The following is a 17,199-nucleotide window of genomic DNA, read 5'->3' as shown; positions in this document are numbered from 1 at the left end:
TAATGGAAGGAGTTAATGAGTCACTACTATTTTATTAACCACGATTCATATATGACCCTTTATTTTTATCGATTACTAATATGTTATTATTTTTAATTCAATTGCCGAATACACCAAATGCACGATGATATTTTGGGGATTTACTCATGTTTTAACTTTTCCATAACCGCATCATAAAATTTCCGCTCATCATCAACATTTAAATGGACACGACTTACCGTTTTAGAAAATCCGTATAACAACTGCGCTTTCATCGGCTCTTTTAACATTATTTCAAAAATTGCAGGTTCTTTTATAAATTCCATAACAGTTGCGTCAAGAACCTCTTTCTCTTCTTCTTTCGTTAATGGTTCTCCTTTATAAAACGCAATGTTATCAATTTGTGTAAATGGTATAACGATTTTCTTTCCTAATCCAATTTGAATGATCACTTTTTCTTCCGCAACGATAATTGGATTTTTACGCATCGCTTGTATTTCAGCTAAAAAATAGAACAGCGCATATATGTTCAAAATGAGTAAAATCCAAGCTACGACTGGATTCCATTGATGCAGTAAGTAATGAAAACCGATACTTTCAATTACTGTTGCATGAATAATCATGATATACACACCGATTGCACCAGTCTTTTTATGATAAGAGTATGCGAATTCACCTTCTGGTACTTTTTCACGCCATGACAAAAAGGCATAATAAAGTAATTTACACTCTGAAAGAATGACATTCACCGCTGTACTTCTTTTCATAGTAGAATTAAATGCTTTATCAATCGCATATGAAAATGATGCATACTCTTTTTTATATTCTTTATATAGTCTTATTATTTTAGGAAGAACTTTTATAATTTTATATAGAAGGAATAATTCAAAGGCTACAAAAGCTACTTCTCCTGCGACTATTATATAAGATACATAGGAAAAAGCTTGTAAATAATCGCTCGGAATAATAAATCTCGCAAATATATATCCAGCAATAACTACAGGAAACACATACTTTAACGAATATCTTTTTCGTATAATAAAGAAATATGTGATGACTGGAATTACGAACATAAAATCTAATAATGAACCGAGCACTACTTCTTTTGGAGCAGCTGGTACAAGGGGAAGGGCATACAATAAATAGTTTGACAACACAATTAAGGATGTGAGCCCGATCCAAATACCTTTTCTCCTTCGCGAAATGGATAAATTCATACGTTCACTCCTCTATTTAAAAACCTCATTTAAATGGTCTTTATAAAATAAAATGGCACGTTCAAATTCTTTTACCTCATCTACTTTCACAACAGTTTCTAACAGTAATTTCATCGCCTCTTCATGATCTTTCACGTTGTATTTTGCAATTGATAAAAATACTTTCATCACGTTATTGTCTGGAAATTTATTCCGCCCTGCTTCTAATACGGCAATTGCTTTATCGTATTCTCCTATACAACGATACGTACTGCCAAGACCTATATAAGCACCACAAAGTGATTCACCTTCAAGGCCATTCGCAATCGCTTGTTCATAATACGGAACAGCTTCCGTTTCAAGCCCCATTACATCATGTATCCAAGCACATTGGTAAAGTACTTCTGCATCTCTCGTAAAGTTTGTTAACCCTATTAGTATCTCTCTAGACTGCGCATATTTCTTTTCATTTTTTAATTTAATAGCTTGCTTTAATAATTGTTCCATAGGATCCACTCCTCACAATTGTTCATTATGTATATCCAATGGCATTATCAATCACATTTATTACATAGTATGCGGCTTCATCTCTTTCTAAAATCGTAAATTTACAAAGCTGTAATGCGATTGCATAAGTGTTCTAATCTACTTACAATTTCTTTGGCTGTTTCGTCTTTTCCATTACATAGCTTTACATCACCATTTTCTCCAATAACATGATGCACAGCGCCGCGAGAATATAAAGAATGCGGTGAGTTTGCTACCATTACACTTGCTTTTGCATCGTTCATTCTTTTATTCGCTCTTTCGATTAGTTCCTCTTCATTCACATCACTTTCAAGTTTAAAGCCAACAAGTATCGTTTCTGGATCCCAGTTCTTTATTTGTTTTAATATTTTTGGTGCTTTTTGAAAATGAATAATTGGTGCGATATCACTTGAAATCTTTCCGTTCATATTAAGAACAGTTCCATCTTGATCACAGATTTTTTCAACAATCCAATCTGAGCCCGCAGCAGCCATAATAACTGCATCAATTTTTTCATGTGTAATAATACTTTTCATCTTATCTTGTAAATCAATAATCCCCTCAAATGGATGCAATTCTAATTGGTTATTTACATCGCCTGGCTTCTCAGCAAAATAGCCATGTAAATATATAACATGTGCTCCTTTTGCCATTAGCTCTTCCACAAGAATTCTTCCAATCGTACCTTTTGCTAAATTAGTATGTCCTCGTACTTGATCCCATTTTTCTAGACAGCCACCGCTCGTAATTAATACCTTTTTCCCCTTCATCATAACCATCCCTTACTGATTTTTCGCACGAAACCACTCTGTTCCAAAGTCAACTACATCACGTTGCTTCATAAAGCGGCACGTTGCATTCCCTATCTTCCCAAGCGTTACAGTTCCTTTACGTTCGAACTCCACTCCGATCTCTACAAACGTATCAGAATCATAATCCATTTCATCAAACTCTTTCCATACTCTTACACCGTTCTCTATAATAGGAGCTCCTACTTTTATTAATTCACGTGCTCCTGTACGTACTTCCGATAAATGAACAGATGTATTGGAGTCATACCCGACACCAAGTAATAATATGTATCCATCTAAATCGTATATTTTTCTTAATGGCGATTCTTCTCCAAAACTTATGGAAAGTGAATGATTCGCTGTAATTTCCTCCGCATGTTTCCCCCATGCTGCAAAACTACTGAGCGGATGGTTGCTCCGCAATACATTCGGATATGTACGAAAACATTCAACTACTTTTCCCATTGCCCTTGTTGGTGTTATACGTGGGTCAAATGCTGGGACGTTATCACGGATAATTTGCCACCAGTCTTCTGGTACAGGTGGTCTTGCCCAATGTTTCGGATCAGATAAATCCGAAGATTGCGTCGGCATAATAATTGTTCCCTCTTCCGTAACAACTTTCATTAATGCCTCTACTACCGCAACTGCTCCGCCAGATACCCAGCCAATGGAACTTAACGAAGAATGTACAATAACTGTCATTCCTTTTTCTATCCCTAGTTCTTTCAAATCATTTGTAATTGTTTCGATTGTATTTGGAAATTGTGTACTCGTCACTAATTCATTCATTTTCACGATTGTTCCCCCATTTTGATTTAAACTAATACATAAATATATTATCATATTTTTCTTAATTTTTAACTTAATTATCCACTCTATTGTAGAATGAACGAAGTACAATAACAAAACCACTTGTTTCATTCCTAAATCAAAACACAATAAACGAAGCCCTAGAATAGCTGACTTTACAGTTCTATCATAGGGCTCTTTCTATTTTAATGTGCGAAATACTACATATTGATTACATGCGACCTCATATATTTTCCTTGGAAGAGTTTAATTTGAAATGTTTTACATTGCTATTTCAAATATCTTTAAACGAGTGAAGATTTTGATTTATGAAGAACCTGCTATTTTCTCATCATCTACTTCATATTTTACTAGGCAATCATTTTCTATGATTAGTTCTTTACCAACTAAGTTACCTGTGACACGATCAACAATTTTTTTATAAATTTTATTTTTCCTGTATACTTGATCATCTGTCTTTTTTACAAAACGATGATCCTCTTCAACAATAGAATACGAATATGGGGGATACTGTGATGCCCTAATTTCTCCGTAAATGTATTCCTCGTCAATATGTAGATTAATTTGATAGGAAATATTTGAATTGTTCTTTAATTTTAAATCAATAATCCCATTCATCAAAGTAGCGCCTGTTCCAAATGGAATCACCCGTCCATAGTCAGGGAATGGATCAAAACTATGACGATACCTTTCTACTGTCTCCAACTCTGAATGAAGAAACATCCAGTAGAGAAGATTCCCTAACTGACAAAGACCACCGCCTATTCCCTTTATCGCTTCACCATTCATTAAAATAATTCCTTCTTTATATCCAGCCTTTTCATCAGAATTACCAACAAGATGCCAAAATGAAAATGTTTCCCCCGGTTTAATTACAACCTTGTTTATTTTGCTTATAGCTAATCTTAGATTAGTAATTTTGTTGTATTGCAGCTGTATGTCCGTATCACCTAATTTTCTAATAAGTAAAGATTTATGTTTATAAATTCTGTAAGGTAATGGGTTTTGTTCAAATGTTTTTGGAAATTTATACCCTTCAAGACGGTCATGTATTTTTTTAAACAACCTGCGTTGTCTAATTCTGAAAGGAATTAAAATCGGGAACCTTTGTGTTAATAGTTTTCTTGCCATTGAGGGTCAAGCTCCTTAATATATTATTCAGCAATTTATTACATTTAAATGCTACTAGATATATTCTGAGATTATTATTCTGGCGGAAGTGTATACGTAACCTTTCCTTCAGCATCTAAAAACTCCATACGTGGAATATCATTTTCGTCCACTACCATGCGAATACGGTCTTTTCCTTTGCTATCCATTAAACTTACAGAGACTTCTCCTTTAGAATTTTTTCCCATAAACATCCTTTTTGTATTTCCAGCCCATATTTTATCCATTTCAGTTACTTGTAATTCTGTATCTTCCACTGATTCCTTTATTTCTTCTTGCTGCTTTATTAGTTCCGAAAGCGGTGTCTTTGGACGATCATAAACACTGAATCCATATTCTCTATTTCCGTTCTCATCACTATAATGCATTTGAACTATTTGATCTTGTTTATACTGGTCAAGTGTTAAAGAAGCCCCTGCACTGTAATTCCCATTTCCATCTGTTTCGTTGCCGTAAATAAGTCCGCCACATTCATCGCCTTCTTTGTTATAAAACATAATTCCAGCAATCGGATCATTTTGCCTATGTCCAGGTAATATATCTTCTCCATCCATTAATACTGGAGGAATACTTTCATTATTAAATAATCGTAAACGAACTGTCCCATTTTGATCGACAATTTTTAGATTCTCTACCTCAATACTATTAAATTTAACAGTTTCTTCTTTCGACATCGTACTCCCCTTTTTTTCTGCATATTACCCTTCAATCGTAACCCCAGTAAACATTGATAAATTCCCTGTTATTCTTTCGCCTACTCGTAAAAACAGTCCCGCTGCCCTTCCGCTAATACAATGAGAACCGATTAGAAGTTTACCAGTATACGGTCCATCCCACGTATCAATTGTATAGTCAGGCATGTCTACGTATTGCTGATATATTTTTCGTTGCTCAAAATAATACTCTGTTTGATCTTCAGCTAATAGTTCATTATTTTCATAAATAGACACTCCGCCACCTTCGCGGCCAAATAATGGTTTTGAAACATATGATTCTTTTCTTTCTAAGAATCGTTTATTTGTAAAATACGTTGGAAGGAAGTATTTCTTAATGATCTCTCGCTCTTCTTTTTCAAAGAAAACTTCATCTTCGTAAAGTTGCCAAATTAATGCGAGTGCACCTTTATTTTGCATTACAAAGGCGGCAGGTGGATTAATAATTTGCACTCTTTCTTGTGCGATATGATTTAAAAATTGTAGACCAATTCTTTTTCCATTCTTATCAACGTCCGACACTAAATATTCAATTGGATATAGTCGGTATAAATATTTAATTCGGTCTCCGCTCGGTGTATATAATCCATCATCTGCAACAACAATATCTTGTATTCCTACATAAGCCGTTTGTTGTTGTAAGCAATAACTTCTTAAAAACTGAACGGTTTGATGATCTTCATCATGCCAATCATAGCTAGTAAAATAAATCGTTTCATCAGGACTTATTTTATAATCATGTTTAATTTGTTCCCAAGCTTGCACAATATGCTCTTCAATATGATTCGGATGATTTACATCATGATAACGACATAATACTTCATTCGCGACAGATGGTTCTAAATAACCGGTCGGAGTATCGCAATTTACTTCAATTAATTTAATATCATCATGATTTACAATGAAATCAAATCTTGTAAAATATGAAAATAAGCCAGCATGTTTCATCCTTGCAATTTCCCACGTTTCTGCTGGAAAACCAAGCTTTTGAAATTGCTCTGGGGTATTTGTAATGTATTGATACGTTTTATATAACACATACATAATTTCTTCTGTCGCTTTTGAAATTGCAGTATATGTACGTACTGGCATACGATACATACCAGTTGCCATATATTGATTCCATTCTTCATTCTCTAGCAAACTCGGCCATGTAAATCCATTTCTACCAGCCTCTTCTGCAAGAGAAAACCAAATTTTCATATACTCTTCCTGTTCTTGTTCTGTATACATTTCTCCATTATCCTTTCAAATTAGGATCCAGCTGGTGCTTTTGCGTTTCCAATTCCACTGGAACCAGAATTCACTTTCGGCGTCTGTGTAGTAGATGACTTTGGTGTATTTGAATCTGGCGTTACTTTATTCGCATTATTCGGCTGTTGCTTATTTAAATCCACTTTCTTTGAAGAATCATTATTACTACTAGTGCCTCCATAATATCCACCACCACTGCCACCAGTTCTGCGCTCATCCTTTTCACGGTATGGGATAATATTATTTGTATATGGTTTCTTCATAAGATTTGGTTTCGCCGTATTATACATATTTGACGTCTTACTTGCTAATAAATACCCAGCTACGAACGGAAGTATTGGCAAGTGTGAACCCTCATTATTAAATGTAGCAGGTGAATGATTCTCTCTACATAATTCTTCTTTTTCTATATTTTCTGTTGTTGGTGCTTTATCATCACAATTTAATGTTTCTTGTTCGCTTTCTTGCTTCGTGCCATCCACTTTTACAGCACTACTTTCTTTTTGTGCGCTTTCTTCATCATTATCAGCACATCCTGTTAATAGAAAAGATGACACTCCTATTGAAGCTGCAATTTTCACAAATTTGCTTTTATCCATTCTCATGTGTTATACACCTAATTTCTATTTATCTATATTTTTCCAATTACCTTTATTATATACTGTATATATCATTATTTTCAAATTAAACTACATATGCAAAGTTACATATTTCGCATACTATTTGAAAACTATGCGTTCTCAAAATGACAATGAAATCTTTCTACACCCGGATATTTTTCTCCTAAACTTTCAACATTAAAGTTACATTTTTTATAAAATCCGACTGTCTCTTCGTCTGTCTCAGCCTCGATATACGTTAGCTCATATTTCCTAATTATTTCTTTAATCATTTGAAGTGCAATTCCTTGATTACGATATTTTTCATCAACAGCTATGTGATACATTCTCGCTCTATTTGTATCAATTAACGCTGTACCAATGCAAGCCTTATTCCCATATTTATATAGCACTGCATGATTATTTTCATACAATGACACTGCTTTAATTAAACTTATTTCACTCGGACCGGTCGCATGCTTTAATACTTCCTTAATTGGATCTTTTTCTATATGCTTAACACGTTGTAACATCATATCGTCATCCCTTTCCATGAAAAAAGACTAGCTCTTTATAGGAAAGAGCTAGTCTTTTTACACAGTTATTTTTTCCTCTTTTTTCACAACTACAGCTACATAACTATGCAATATCATTCCGACAATTACGAGACTCATTCCAATCCACGATAAAGAAGATGGAATTGGAGCAGATAACCAGAGGAGCTCTCCTACTAATGCAAATAAAACTTCACCAGACTGTGTCGCTTCAACTGTTGCTAATTTTTGTGGATCATCTTTTACAAGATCAGTCGCAAAGAAGAATAAAACTGTCGCAATTAAACCTGAACTAATTGCTACGATAAAACATTGGATAACTTGGCTACTTGACGGTAATCCGTTAGTAGATACTTCATATCCAGATAGTAAAAACCAAAATGGTAAACTTGCTAAAGTCATACCGAGAACTCGTTGGAAAACATCTAATTCACCCTTACATACTTGCATCATCTTTCTATTTCCAAGTGGGTATGCAAACGCTGCAATAAGTACAGGAACTACACATAAAACGGTTTCACAAATTCCTAAAGAAGAAGCGTGTTCTACTTGCATAAGAACAACACCGAATAAAATAATGCCTGACATTACTAATTCCTTTATCGGAAGTTTTTTATGTAATGGATCTACTGCGAAAAATGGTGTTAACAATATCCCTGCAACTATCGTAATTTGCCAAGTTGAAGCAACGAGCCACCCGGGTCCAAACGCACCAGCGAAACTAAGCGGTGCATAAAAAAGGCCAAATCCAACGATACTCCATAACAACCATTCTTTCGGATTATTTTTCATATATTGAAAGAGTTGTTTTAAGTTCCCTCTATACAGAACAATAAGTAATAGCATTGGAACCATAAAGTAATACCGTAATGATGCACTCCAAATCCAACTTCCACCTTCTAAGTCCATCGCCCGGTTTAAAACGAAGGTAAAGGCAAAGAAAAATGATGCCAATATCCCTATTGCAATAGCTTTCATCACAAAACCCCTTATATAGTTTCTTCTTATACTATATAACAAAATAAATATAATTAATATTCAAAAACTTTATTATACATGTAGTCTTTAAAGAAACAATACCATATTTTCATCATCACTATACACACCATTCATCTTTATAGCTCTTTTTTCAATTGCATACGTTTTAAAGCCCATTAATCCATACAATTTTTTTGCTGGTTCGTTTGTGGATACAACTCCTAAGGTTAATTGCTCTAGTTTTATATCTCGCGCTCTTTGAATCGCATTTGCAATTAACTCACGCGCCAATCCGTTCCGTCTGTTTTGTGCATCTACATACATCGCAACGATATGACCTTTATGCTTATATGCCTCTTTCTCTTCTGTTAGTAAAGTGACAACTCCAATTAATTGATTTTCTTTATTAAAAGCACCGAATGTACAACTAGTAGCAGATGTTAAATTACTTACAACTCGGTCAATAGGATTTTCCTGACGGATTGCCTCTTCATAAGTTGTTATAAACGCCTCTGGATTTACTTGTAATGCTTGTAAACGTAAATCCCAATATTGTTCTGCATCTTCTTTAGTAAGTAATCGAATCATTTCCTTACCCCCTTTAGTTTACATAATATTTTTATAGGCTATTACATATAGATTGATATTCTTCTTTTAACATACTATAACGATAGCGATGAATGAATTCACCATGACGTAATCGATCATTTCTCATTATTCCTTCACAAACAAATCCAGCTTTTTCATAACTCTTTCTAGCTTGTAAATTATCTTCGTCTACTCGTAGCCAAACTTTTTCTAATTCGAATTCAGAAAAGCCAATTTGTAACATACTGTATAGAGCTGCCATTCCATACCCTTTACCCCAAAATTCTTTATTTCCAATTGCAATCCCTAGTTCAGCATTTTTATTCGTTTTATCAAAATTTTTAATATCTACCCATCCGATGTGTATACCCTTATCAGTTAGAATAGCTCGTTGTTCATATCCATTTTTTCGACTTATACACGTTTCAATCCACCTTCTCGTATCTTCACGAGTGAACGGTGGATATTGATCTGGTACAACTAGGTGCTTTGTTACTTCTGTATCTAATGACCACCTGTACCTATCTTCTACATCATCTAGTGATAGTTCTCTTAATTGAACAATTGGTAAATTCATTTTGCTACCCCTTCTCATTTCCCTATAGAAAATCCTTCGAACATTCTTCCCCCATACTCTTCTAACGTTTTTTCTATAAAAGCGATTAATTCCTTTTTCTCCCCTGTTTTATAAAAGCGATCAAAAACCGCAACAAATTTCTCTGCATATACTTCGTCGTACCTTTTCAATACTCTAATGAACCATTTTGAATTTCCAAGCCATTGGCCATTTACCCTCAAAACATATTCATGTACTAAATCAGCTAATAAATTTGCGATGAACAACTCTTCTTCTCTCTTTGTTGCACCAATAAAGTCATCCAAAGCATCCGTAATAAAATAGCGCTTCTGCTTCATCGTTTCTTCGGTCCATTTTTCAGGACCTTTATTTAATAGTTCATTTGCTTCTCTTTTTAGCTCTGCTACAATTTTTTCTTTTCCTTTTAAAACAAACGCTTCTGAAACTAATTGAGGTAATGAAGGTCTCCCGCGTTCACAATCACTTTTGAAAAAGGTTTTGTACGTTTCAAAATTATGTACAAATACTTCAACAGGCCAGCCATTACTATAGAAAGATTCTCTATAACAAGATGACAAATTTTGATCAAATATTACAACATCAAGGTCAGATGTTTTCGTAGCCTCTCCTCTAGCAACACTTCCCCCTAGTAAAGCAACATCACAATTCGGAAATTGTGATGTAATTATGCTTTGTGCCGCTTCAATTGGTTTCATAGCCTTTCCCCCTCTCTTATTTTACTTTCTTTTTTTCAGCTCTTTCTCGTGTCTTTTTAATATAGGCTTCTGCATCTGGTGTTTTGCATGACGTTGCACCGTGATCAACTTCTACTTTTCCAATCTCACGTGCAATTTCAATTGCCTTTTGTTCCAAACTTTCATTCCGAACCCCTATCGCAATTAAAGCTCTATTCATCGCTTCTCTTTTTCGATTTTTCTCATTATGTATATGAATTTTAATCTCTTCTATATACGGTAAGAAGTATTCATCATCTAATGTTTTATTTTTCATAGCGATATTCGCTAATAAAGACCAACCTGCTCTTCCAGTCCATTCATCGTCAGATTTCGTCCATTCTTCCATTCTTTCTATAGCGATTGGTGACGTACATATAGCCGTCATAAGAACGTCCATTAAACAATAATAATCAACTTCCTGTACCCATCTATTTAACTGTTCTGACGTTAGTTTCTTTGGCTCTAAAATCATCGTTGCTAAAGTCATTGCATCCATATTTTTTGTTTCCCATAATGAGATTGCTAAATCATGATCTTTTTTTATCTTCTTTTTTAACAATTTCAAATTCGCAAAACTAACTCCGAATAACGGCTCTTTCGCCCCATGATTTTTAAACGTTTTACGATTTTGTTCTGTTCCATATTCCTCTAGTTGCTGCATTACTTCTTCAAGTTGCATATGTCCACCTCTTTTATTTATTATGTTGACTTCACATATGTATGTACGATATATTCTACATTATTTTTTTGTTTTCCTATATTTATTTTTCAAATACGGTATGTGAAATTTCTAATTATACATTCTCTTCTTTATTTTTCACACGGTTGTTCATTCACACTCTCTATATAATACTCTTCTAACGCATTCAACGGATTTATTATGTTCCTTCCTATTATATTTTCTATCCTTGTAGCAGCATCTACCATCGATAATTGTGCAACTGAAAGCATTTCGTTTCTACTTTTCATAATTTCATATAAATACTTTTCTAATTTAGTATCATACTCTTCTTTACGACCTTGCATAATTAACTCAAATATCCCCCCTATCACTTCTACTTTTACATGGATAGATTTATTTTTCCACTGAGCGTATTGTTTTAAACGTTCCATCGTTCCTAAAACAGTGCTGGCATTCGTAAAAACTATTGTTTGTGGCCCTTCAACATGACAAAGCATTTCAAAGAATGGCTCATCAATTTTCAATATAGGTATATCTATTTTGAAATTTTCATCTAATAGCGTAATATAATCTGTACAAGTTATTAAAAGTGTATCCACATCACTTTCGGCAATATACTTTAAAAGATCATTCAATTTATTTCGTGCTTGTTCTCTTTCAAAATCGCAATCTTTTTTTAGTATGTGTGATAAAATCGGATCTACAAAATGGAGTATTTCTATTTCAAAAGATTGAAACGCTCGGTCAATGTATTCAATATTTGAATGATGAGCATGTAAACAAGCTAATTTTTTCATACTTATCCTCCTTCTCCGAAACTAAAAACATGTATGAACCGTAATAAATGCAGTTCCATACATTCAATTCTTGTTTCATTTTATTAAACCTGCAAAAACGTTGAAATCTTGCATATTTTTTTACAAACTTTTTCGCGCTTGTAAAAAGTTTTTTTGCATTTCCCCCTCTAAAATTGCTAATATAATAGAGTAGAACTTTTATAGAGAGAAGGAAAATTATGCGCAATGGAATTCGGATGACAACTTTAGTAAAAAGGGCTCTGTTTATATGCGTCGGGGTATTATTTACATACGAGGCTGCTTACGGATCAACACATACCGCTCTAGCCAGTACAGAGGATGAAGCTAAATCTGTTCAACTTGTAAGTGAAATTCAAACATCCCTAGCACCAAAAGAAGCTCCAAAGCACTATAACGGGCAAGTTAGAAAAGTTGCTTACTTAACATTTGATGATGGTCCTGGAAAATACACAGCTGAGCTTTTAGATATGTTAAAGAGTGAAAATGCAAAAGCAACATTCTTCCTAATTGGTTCAAACGTTAAAGCCTTCCCTGACCTTGTAAAACGCGAAGATGCTGAAGGCCACTATGTTGGGATGCACAGTATGACTCATAACTACAAGAAGCTTTACACAGAAGGTCATTACGTTGATGAAATGAAAGAAGACCAAGGCTTAATCGCTGGTGTTCTAGGAAAATCACCAGTATTAACACGTCCTGCTTACGGCTCAATGCCAGGATTAAATGAAGCCCTTCGCAACAAAGTTGTCGAAAATGGTTTAAAAGTTTGGGACTGGACAATTGATTCATTAGACTGGAAATACAACAAAATGCCAGCAGACGCTGCATCTGCTAAAATCGTAGAAAACGTTCTAGCTCATGCTACAAATCCAACAGAAGTTATCCTTATGCATGATATTCATCCACAATCAGTAAAAGCAGTACCTGGAATTATTAAAGGACTGAAAGAAAGAGGATATGAATTAGAAGGCTATAATGAGAACGAACATTTCCCATTAAACTTCTGGCATGATAATCGTATGTAATAAAAAGACTTGATTCCCTCTTGTAGGTTATCAAGTCTTTTTTTATCGTTTTGGGAATTTCCGTTGTTGCTCTTCAATAAAACGAATAATAACAAATGTTTTTTCAAACTAACCCCTATTTTCTATATTCAAATCCCCTTACTATCTTACACTATTATATTTACATTTAATAAAAAAACTTGAATTCTAATTATGAATTCAAGTTTTTTTATACTCTATTATTTAGAAAATATTACCCAGCAATTTCGCAATTTCACTAATTAATATACCAACAACAGCAAAGTCAGAATCACCGAATGTTGTATTTTCAAAGCCTAGTCCACCTAATATAGGTAATAATATAGCAGGCAGGAATGAGATTAATAATCCATTTACAAAAGCTCCAAGTATTGCTCCTCTTCTACCCCCTGTTGCATTTCCAAATACAGCAGCTGTTGCCCCAGTGAAGAAATGAGGGATTAATCCTGGTACTATAACACTTAATCCGATAAATGGAAGAATAAACATAGATATTAATCCGGCAATAAAACTTGTTAAAAAACCAATAATAACTGCATTTGGTGCGAATGGAAAGATTGTTGGGCAATCTAATGCTGGCTTGGCATTTGGTACTAGCTTATCTGCAATCCCTTTAAATGCAGGGACTATTTCTGCAATCAACATACGGACACCTGCTAGAATAATATACACACCTGCGGCAAACGTAATTGCTTGCATGAATGAATACACGAGATAATTTTGTCCGTTACTTAATTCTGTTTCGATAAAGTTTTTCCCTGCAAATGGTGCAACAATAAAGAATAACACAGCCATTGTTAATGACATAGAAACTGATGTATCACGTAAAAACCCTAATGACTTCGGTACTTTAATTTGTTCTGTAGATTTTTCCTTATTTCCAAATTTACTACCAACAAACCCTGCTGCTAAATATCCAACTGAACCGAAATGGCCAATTGCGATATCATCCATCCCTGTAATTTTTCTAACATACGGTTGTAGTAGCGCTGGAAAAATAACCATAAGTGCCCCTAAAATAACTGATCCAATAATCACTAATGAAGCACCTTGCATACCTGTAGTTGAAAATACAGCTGAAATTAAACATGCCATGAAAAGTGTATGATGACCAGTTAAAAACACATATTTAAATCTTGTAAATCGTGCAATTAGTAAATTAGCAATCATCCCAAATACCATAATTAAGGCCGTTTCTTTTCCTAAAGTTTGCTGAGCTATCGCAACTACAGCTTCGTTATTTGGAATAATCCCTTTAATATGGAATGCTTTATCAAATATTTTACCAAAAACATCTAAAGCTCCTATTAATATAGTGGCTCCGCCTCCTAAAACGACGAAGCCCATAATTGTTTTTAATGTTCCTGAAACTGTGTCTGCAAAATTTTTCTTTTGCAGTAGTAAACCACACATAGCAAACAATCCAACTAATATTGCCGGTTGTCCCAAAATATCCTTCATTATTATATCAAACATAGCACTACTCCCCTTTCACTGTTTCTACATCAGGTGTTTTTGTAATGCTTCTTTAATTTCATTTAAATCTAAAATGTTTGTTAGTCCAGCAACTGTTCGAGTACCATCTTCAAGGTTACAAATGATATCCTTCGCACCTAAATATAGATCTGCTTGTTCTGATTTACTTGATGCTAAATCCGTATGAGAAACTTCAGCTTGCAAACCAAGTTCAGTTAATATTTTCTTTACATTCATTTCTATAATAAAACTACTTCCTAATCCATTTCCACATACTACTAATACTTTTTTCATTTCAATCTCCCCTTTAATTAGAATATTTAGCTATCATTTCTAGCATTTTATCTTTTGAATTTGAATGAATTAACATTTCTATGTTTTTGGGATCAGATAACATCTCACTTAATTGTGATAATGCTTTCAAATGTGTCTCATTATCAATAGCTGCTAATACAATAATTAAATTTGCAGCATGCTCTTGTTTTTCTGAAAATAAAACACTTTCTTTTAGTTGTAATAAACTCATCCCTAACTTTTTGACCCCTGCTTCAGGGCGAGCGTGAGGTATTGCAATTTTAGGTGCAATAACAATATACGGACCTAACTTCTTCACATTCGCAATCATCTCAGAAATATATTCATCAAAAATATGTCCATTTTGTAATAAAGGTTCAGACGCAATACGAATTGCTTCTTCCCACGTATCAACGTGATTCTCAAGTTGGATAAACTCTCTAGTCAATAGCTCGTTTAACATAGGCTTATATTTCTCCTCCTTATCAATATGTACTGGGCCACTCATAAACTCTCTCAATTCATTTTTCAAAGACTTTTCATCTAAAATGTCTGTGTATTTTTGGATAATCCCCATCATCATATCAACAGAATCACTTTGATTCTCACCAAATAAAGCTACATTTACTTTTCTTAGTAACGATGCTTTTTCGGAATCGGTCAAAATTGGATTCACCATAAAGATAGGGATTTTCCCCTTCTCAAGTTCAGTAGTTGTAATGATACAATCTACATCAAATATATTTGATTCATATTCCCGCTTTGAAATGGCTTTTAAAATATCAACACTCGAAAACAATTGCTCTAATTGGTACTGCAACATACGTGATGTACCAATACCATTCGGACAAACAAGCAGCGCTGTTTTTCTTGGACTGGGAACGATTCCCTCTTTCCTCATCCAAGCACCGAAGTGCATAGTAATATATGCCATTTCATCATCTGAAACTGGTTTTCCAACATATTCTTCAAAATGATGAATCACTTTTTTTGTAAGTGTATATACTTCTTCATAATTTTGCTGAATTGTATAAAGTAATGGATTTTCTATTTCAATCCCATACTTTACACGATAAAATGCCGGTTTCATATGCAGATATAGGTCTGAGGCAAGCCCTTTATAATTTTGGAAAATAACACAAGCATAATGTTGAAAATCCTTTATCATATATCCGACGATAGAATGTATCCCATCAATATCATTTTGTTCAAAGTCTATTTGTTGAGCATTTACTTTTGCTCCCAACAAATGAGTCGTAATATAATAAATTTCGTCTATTGGAAACTCTACGAAAAATACTCTTTCAAACTGTTTTGCAATATATTTAGCTGCTTCAAATTGTTTTGTTTCTCGTAGAACTTCCTTTTCAGCATCTTCCATTTCAACACATTTTCCATTTACAATACGATTACGGAATAAATACATGTAAACGCTTAAACTTTCAAGTACCTCATCTGTATACTGAACACCTAAAAGCTCTTCACAATTCGATAAAATATTTTTTATTACAAGAAGTTCCTCATGATCTTGATTACCTTTTACACTTTTATTATCATTCGTAATGTATTTCACATGCGATATTAAATATTCCCATCCATGCTTTGAAATTATTTGCGAAAGATTTAAGATTAATATATTCCGTTTTCCATGTTCATTCCCTTTAATATTGTAACCGTTTTTACGATCAAAATTTAATGAGAGCTGAAACTTCACTAACTCAGTTTTTATTTTTTTTAAGTCAGCAAGAGCAGTATTACGACTTACTTGCACAAGCTCTATTAAGTCTTCTAATAGAATTCTTTTCTCTATTGTTAGTAAATAAAGAACCAACAATATTTTTCGTTCTTGTGGAGAATACTCATATTGGCTTGTTGTAAATCCATTTAACTTTTTTATCACTCTTTGCTTCGTTTCATTATCAAAACAGTAGCCTAAAGGACGAATATATTCATATGAATTTAAATCCTCTGCAAGTAACCAATCTTCTATTTTCTTCATATCATAATAAATTGTTCGCTTAGAAACTTGTATGACTTCCATTAATTGAGATACAGAAACATAGCTATCTGCTTGAATAATTTGCTGTAATATACTTATACTTCGATTATCTAATATCATATATGATATACACCCTTTCTATACTTGTTCTTAAGTAGATTTGCAAGTATAGATACTAACTTTGCAAAATTAGAATTTGAAATCGCTTTCTATTAATATCTTATCTTGTATTTCTCCTAAAATTAAGTCCAAATTCTCGTTTATGCACAGTGCAACGATTGTGCTTTTATTTAAAAGTTTTATTATATATGTACGGTATATGAAATTATACAATATATATTTTTATTTTAAAGACAATTTGTCAATCTAAGTGCGACAGTTCCTCCTGAAACGCTTCGTAGGTAGTTTTC

General features: G+C 33.7%; 19 protein-coding genes. 1 reads left to right on the top strand and 18 read right to left on the bottom strand.

What is annotated here, in order from left to right; all coding sequences use genetic code 11:
• Positions 1-140 precede the first annotated feature (140 nt).
• The 15 genes from ACTFQM_RS01195 to ACTFQM_RS01125 all read right to left on the bottom strand — a co-directional run bounded on the left by ACTFQM_RS01195 (position 141) and on the right by ACTFQM_RS01125 (position 11,956).
• A complete protein-coding gene (locus ACTFQM_RS01195) occupies positions 141-1,196 on the bottom strand; it encodes a hypothetical protein (protein WP_440033170.1) in 1,056 nt (351 codons plus the stop codon).
• 12 nt (positions 1,197-1,208) lie between these two features.
• Positions 1,209-1,682 (bottom strand): tetratricopeptide repeat protein, encoded by a 474-nt coding sequence (locus ACTFQM_RS01190; protein ID WP_440033169.1) that lies wholly within the window; start codon positions 1,680-1,682, stop codon positions 1,209-1,211.
• A gap of 101 nt (positions 1,683-1,783) precedes the next feature.
• Entirely contained in the window at positions 1,784-2,473 is a 690-nt protein-coding gene (locus ACTFQM_RS01185) for a phosphopantothenoylcysteine decarboxylase domain-containing protein (protein ID WP_440034363.1), read from the bottom strand.
• A 12-nt stretch (positions 2,474-2,485) separates the two neighbouring features.
• On the bottom strand, positions 2,486-3,286 hold the full coding sequence (locus tag ACTFQM_RS01180; protein ID WP_440034362.1) for an aminoglycoside N(3)-acetyltransferase: 801 nt from the start codon (positions 3,284-3,286) through the stop codon (positions 2,486-2,488).
• Between the two features lie 327 nt (positions 3,287-3,613).
• A complete protein-coding gene (locus tag ACTFQM_RS01175) occupies positions 3,614-4,438 on the bottom strand; it encodes a VanW family protein (RefSeq protein WP_440033168.1) in 825 nt (274 codons plus the stop codon).
• A 74-nt stretch (positions 4,439-4,512) separates the two neighbouring features.
• On the bottom strand, positions 4,513-5,151 hold the full coding sequence (locus tag ACTFQM_RS01170; RefSeq protein ID WP_440033167.1) for a hypothetical protein: 639 nt from the start codon (positions 5,149-5,151) through the stop codon (positions 4,513-4,515).
• A 24-nt stretch (positions 5,152-5,175) separates the two neighbouring features.
• Positions 5,176-6,423, bottom strand: coding sequence for a glutathionylspermidine synthase family protein (locus ACTFQM_RS01165; RefSeq protein WP_440033166.1), 1,248 nt, complete (start codon positions 6,421-6,423; stop codon positions 5,176-5,178).
• Positions 6,424-6,443: 20 nt separating this feature from the next.
• The gene (locus ACTFQM_RS01160; protein ID WP_440033165.1) at positions 6,444-7,049 is read right to left on the bottom strand and encodes a hypothetical protein; all 606 of its coding nucleotides are present in this window, start codon (positions 7,047-7,049) and stop codon (positions 6,444-6,446) included.
• A gap of 125 nt (positions 7,050-7,174) precedes the next feature.
• Positions 7,175-7,576, bottom strand: a complete 402-nt coding sequence (locus ACTFQM_RS01155) for a GNAT family N-acetyltransferase (RefSeq protein WP_440034361.1) — start codon at positions 7,574-7,576, stop codon at positions 7,175-7,177.
• Between the two features lie 60 nt (positions 7,577-7,636).
• Positions 7,637-8,575: a DMT family transporter gene (locus ACTFQM_RS01150; protein ID WP_440033164.1), complete on the bottom strand. Its 939-nt coding sequence runs from the start codon at positions 8,573-8,575 to the stop codon at positions 7,637-7,639.
• 87 nt (positions 8,576-8,662) lie between these two features.
• Positions 8,663-9,163, bottom strand: a complete 501-nt coding sequence (locus tag ACTFQM_RS01145; RefSeq protein ID WP_440033163.1) for an N-acetyltransferase family protein — start codon at positions 9,161-9,163, stop codon at positions 8,663-8,665.
• 31 nt (positions 9,164-9,194) lie between these two features.
• Positions 9,195-9,740: a GNAT family N-acetyltransferase gene (locus ACTFQM_RS01140; RefSeq protein ID WP_440033162.1), complete on the bottom strand. Its 546-nt coding sequence runs from the start codon at positions 9,738-9,740 to the stop codon at positions 9,195-9,197.
• A gap of 14 nt (positions 9,741-9,754) precedes the next feature.
• Entirely contained in the window at positions 9,755-10,456 is a 702-nt protein-coding gene (locus ACTFQM_RS01135) for a nucleotidyltransferase domain-containing protein (protein ID WP_440033161.1), read from the bottom strand.
• A 16-nt stretch (positions 10,457-10,472) separates the two neighbouring features.
• Positions 10,473-11,156, bottom strand: coding sequence for a DNA alkylation repair protein (locus tag ACTFQM_RS01130; RefSeq protein ID WP_440033160.1), 684 nt, complete (start codon positions 11,154-11,156; stop codon positions 10,473-10,475).
• A 131-nt stretch (positions 11,157-11,287) separates the two neighbouring features.
• A complete protein-coding gene (locus ACTFQM_RS01125) occupies positions 11,288-11,956 on the bottom strand; it encodes a hypothetical protein (protein ID WP_440033159.1) in 669 nt (222 codons plus the stop codon).
• Positions 11,957-12,174: 218 nt separating this feature from the next.
• On the opposite strand from ACTFQM_RS01125, the gene ACTFQM_RS01120 reads away from it, so the two are divergent.
• Positions 12,175-13,002: a peptidoglycan-N-acetylglucosamine deacetylase gene (locus ACTFQM_RS01120; protein ID WP_440033158.1), complete on the top strand. Its 828-nt coding sequence runs from the start codon at positions 12,175-12,177 to the stop codon at positions 13,000-13,002.
• 222 nt (positions 13,003-13,224) lie between these two features.
• On the opposite strand, the gene ACTFQM_RS01115 is transcribed toward ACTFQM_RS01120, so the two are convergent.
• The 3 genes from ACTFQM_RS01115 to ACTFQM_RS01105 are packed head-to-tail and all read right to left on the bottom strand — an operon-like array spanning position 13,225 to position 16,909.
• The gene (locus tag ACTFQM_RS01115; protein WP_427349560.1) at positions 13,225-14,496 is read right to left on the bottom strand and encodes a PTS ascorbate transporter subunit IIC; all 1,272 of its coding nucleotides are present in this window, start codon (positions 14,494-14,496) and stop codon (positions 13,225-13,227) included.
• Between the two features lie 24 nt (positions 14,497-14,520).
• Positions 14,521-14,790 carry a PTS sugar transporter subunit IIB gene (locus ACTFQM_RS01110; protein ID WP_002161414.1) on the bottom strand — a complete coding sequence of 90 codons (270 nt, stop codon included), beginning with the start codon at positions 14,788-14,790 and terminating at the stop codon, positions 14,521-14,523.
• A 13-nt stretch (positions 14,791-14,803) separates the two neighbouring features.
• Complete coding sequence (locus ACTFQM_RS01105) at positions 14,804-16,909, bottom strand: BglG family transcription antiterminator (protein WP_440033157.1); 2,106 nt, start codon at positions 16,907-16,909, stop codon at positions 14,804-14,806.
• Positions 16,910-17,199: the final 290 nt, after the last annotated feature.

Origin of the sequence: Bacillus cereus group sp. MYBK30-2 (genome assembly GCF_051915945.1) — a bacterium.
GTDB lineage: Bacteria > Bacillota > Bacilli > Bacillales > Bacillaceae_G > Bacillus_A > Bacillus_A paramycoides.
This window is presented reverse-complemented; position numbering and strand designations above follow the sequence as displayed.

Excerpts from the sequence above, each read along its gene's own strand:
- ACTFQM_RS01195 (WP_440033170.1), bottom strand. The coding sequence starts at position 1,196 with ATGAATTTATCCATTTCGCGAAGGAGAAAAGGTATTTGGATCGGGCTC.
- ACTFQM_RS01190 (WP_440033169.1), bottom strand. The coding sequence starts at position 1,682 with ATGGAACAATTATTAAAGCAAGCTATTAAATTAAAAAATGAAAAGAAA.
- ACTFQM_RS01185 (WP_440034363.1), bottom strand. The coding sequence starts at position 2,473 with ATGAAGGGGAAAAAGGTATTAATTACGAGCGGTGGCTGTCTAGAAAAA.
- ACTFQM_RS01180 (WP_440034362.1), bottom strand. The coding sequence starts at position 3,286 with ATGAATGAATTAGTGACGAGTACACAATTTCCAAATACAATCGAAACA.
- ACTFQM_RS01175 (WP_440033168.1), bottom strand. The coding sequence starts at position 4,438 with ATGGCAAGAAAACTATTAACACAAAGGTTCCCGATTTTAATTCCTTTC.
- ACTFQM_RS01170 (WP_440033167.1), bottom strand. The coding sequence starts at position 5,151 with ATGTCGAAAGAAGAAACTGTTAAATTTAATAGTATTGAGGTAGAGAAT.
- ACTFQM_RS01165 (WP_440033166.1), bottom strand. The coding sequence starts at position 6,423 with ATGTATACAGAACAAGAACAGGAAGAGTATATGAAAATTTGGTTTTCT.
- ACTFQM_RS01160 (WP_440033165.1), bottom strand. The coding sequence starts at position 7,049 with ATGAGAATGGATAAAAGCAAATTTGTGAAAATTGCAGCTTCAATAGGA.
- ACTFQM_RS01155 (WP_440034361.1), bottom strand. The coding sequence starts at position 7,576 with ATGTTACAACGTGTTAAGCATATAGAAAAAGATCCAATTAAGGAAGTA.
- ACTFQM_RS01150 (WP_440033164.1), bottom strand. The coding sequence starts at position 8,575 with ATGAAAGCTATTGCAATAGGGATATTGGCATCATTTTTCTTTGCCTTT.
- ACTFQM_RS01145 (WP_440033163.1), bottom strand. The coding sequence starts at position 9,163 with ATGATTCGATTACTTACTAAAGAAGATGCAGAACAATATTGGGATTTA.
- ACTFQM_RS01140 (WP_440033162.1), bottom strand. The coding sequence starts at position 9,740 with ATGAATTTACCAATTGTTCAATTAAGAGAACTATCACTAGATGATGTA.
- ACTFQM_RS01135 (WP_440033161.1), bottom strand. The coding sequence starts at position 10,456 with ATGAAACCAATTGAAGCGGCACAAAGCATAATTACATCACAATTTCCG.
- ACTFQM_RS01130 (WP_440033160.1), bottom strand. The coding sequence starts at position 11,156 with ATGCAACTTGAAGAAGTAATGCAGCAACTAGAGGAATATGGAACAGAA.
- ACTFQM_RS01125 (WP_440033159.1), bottom strand. The coding sequence starts at position 11,956 with ATGAAAAAATTAGCTTGTTTACATGCTCATCATTCAAATATTGAATAC.
- ACTFQM_RS01120 (WP_440033158.1), top strand. The coding sequence starts at position 12,175 with ATGCGCAATGGAATTCGGATGACAACTTTAGTAAAAAGGGCTCTGTTT.
- ACTFQM_RS01115 (WP_427349560.1), bottom strand. The coding sequence starts at position 14,496 with ATGTTTGATATAATAATGAAGGATATTTTGGGACAACCGGCAATATTA.
- ACTFQM_RS01110 (WP_002161414.1), bottom strand. The coding sequence starts at position 14,790 with ATGAAAAAAGTATTAGTAGTATGTGGAAATGGATTAGGAAGTAGTTTT.
- ACTFQM_RS01105 (WP_440033157.1), bottom strand. The coding sequence starts at position 16,909 with ATGATATTAGATAATCGAAGTATAAGTATATTACAGCAAATTATTCAA.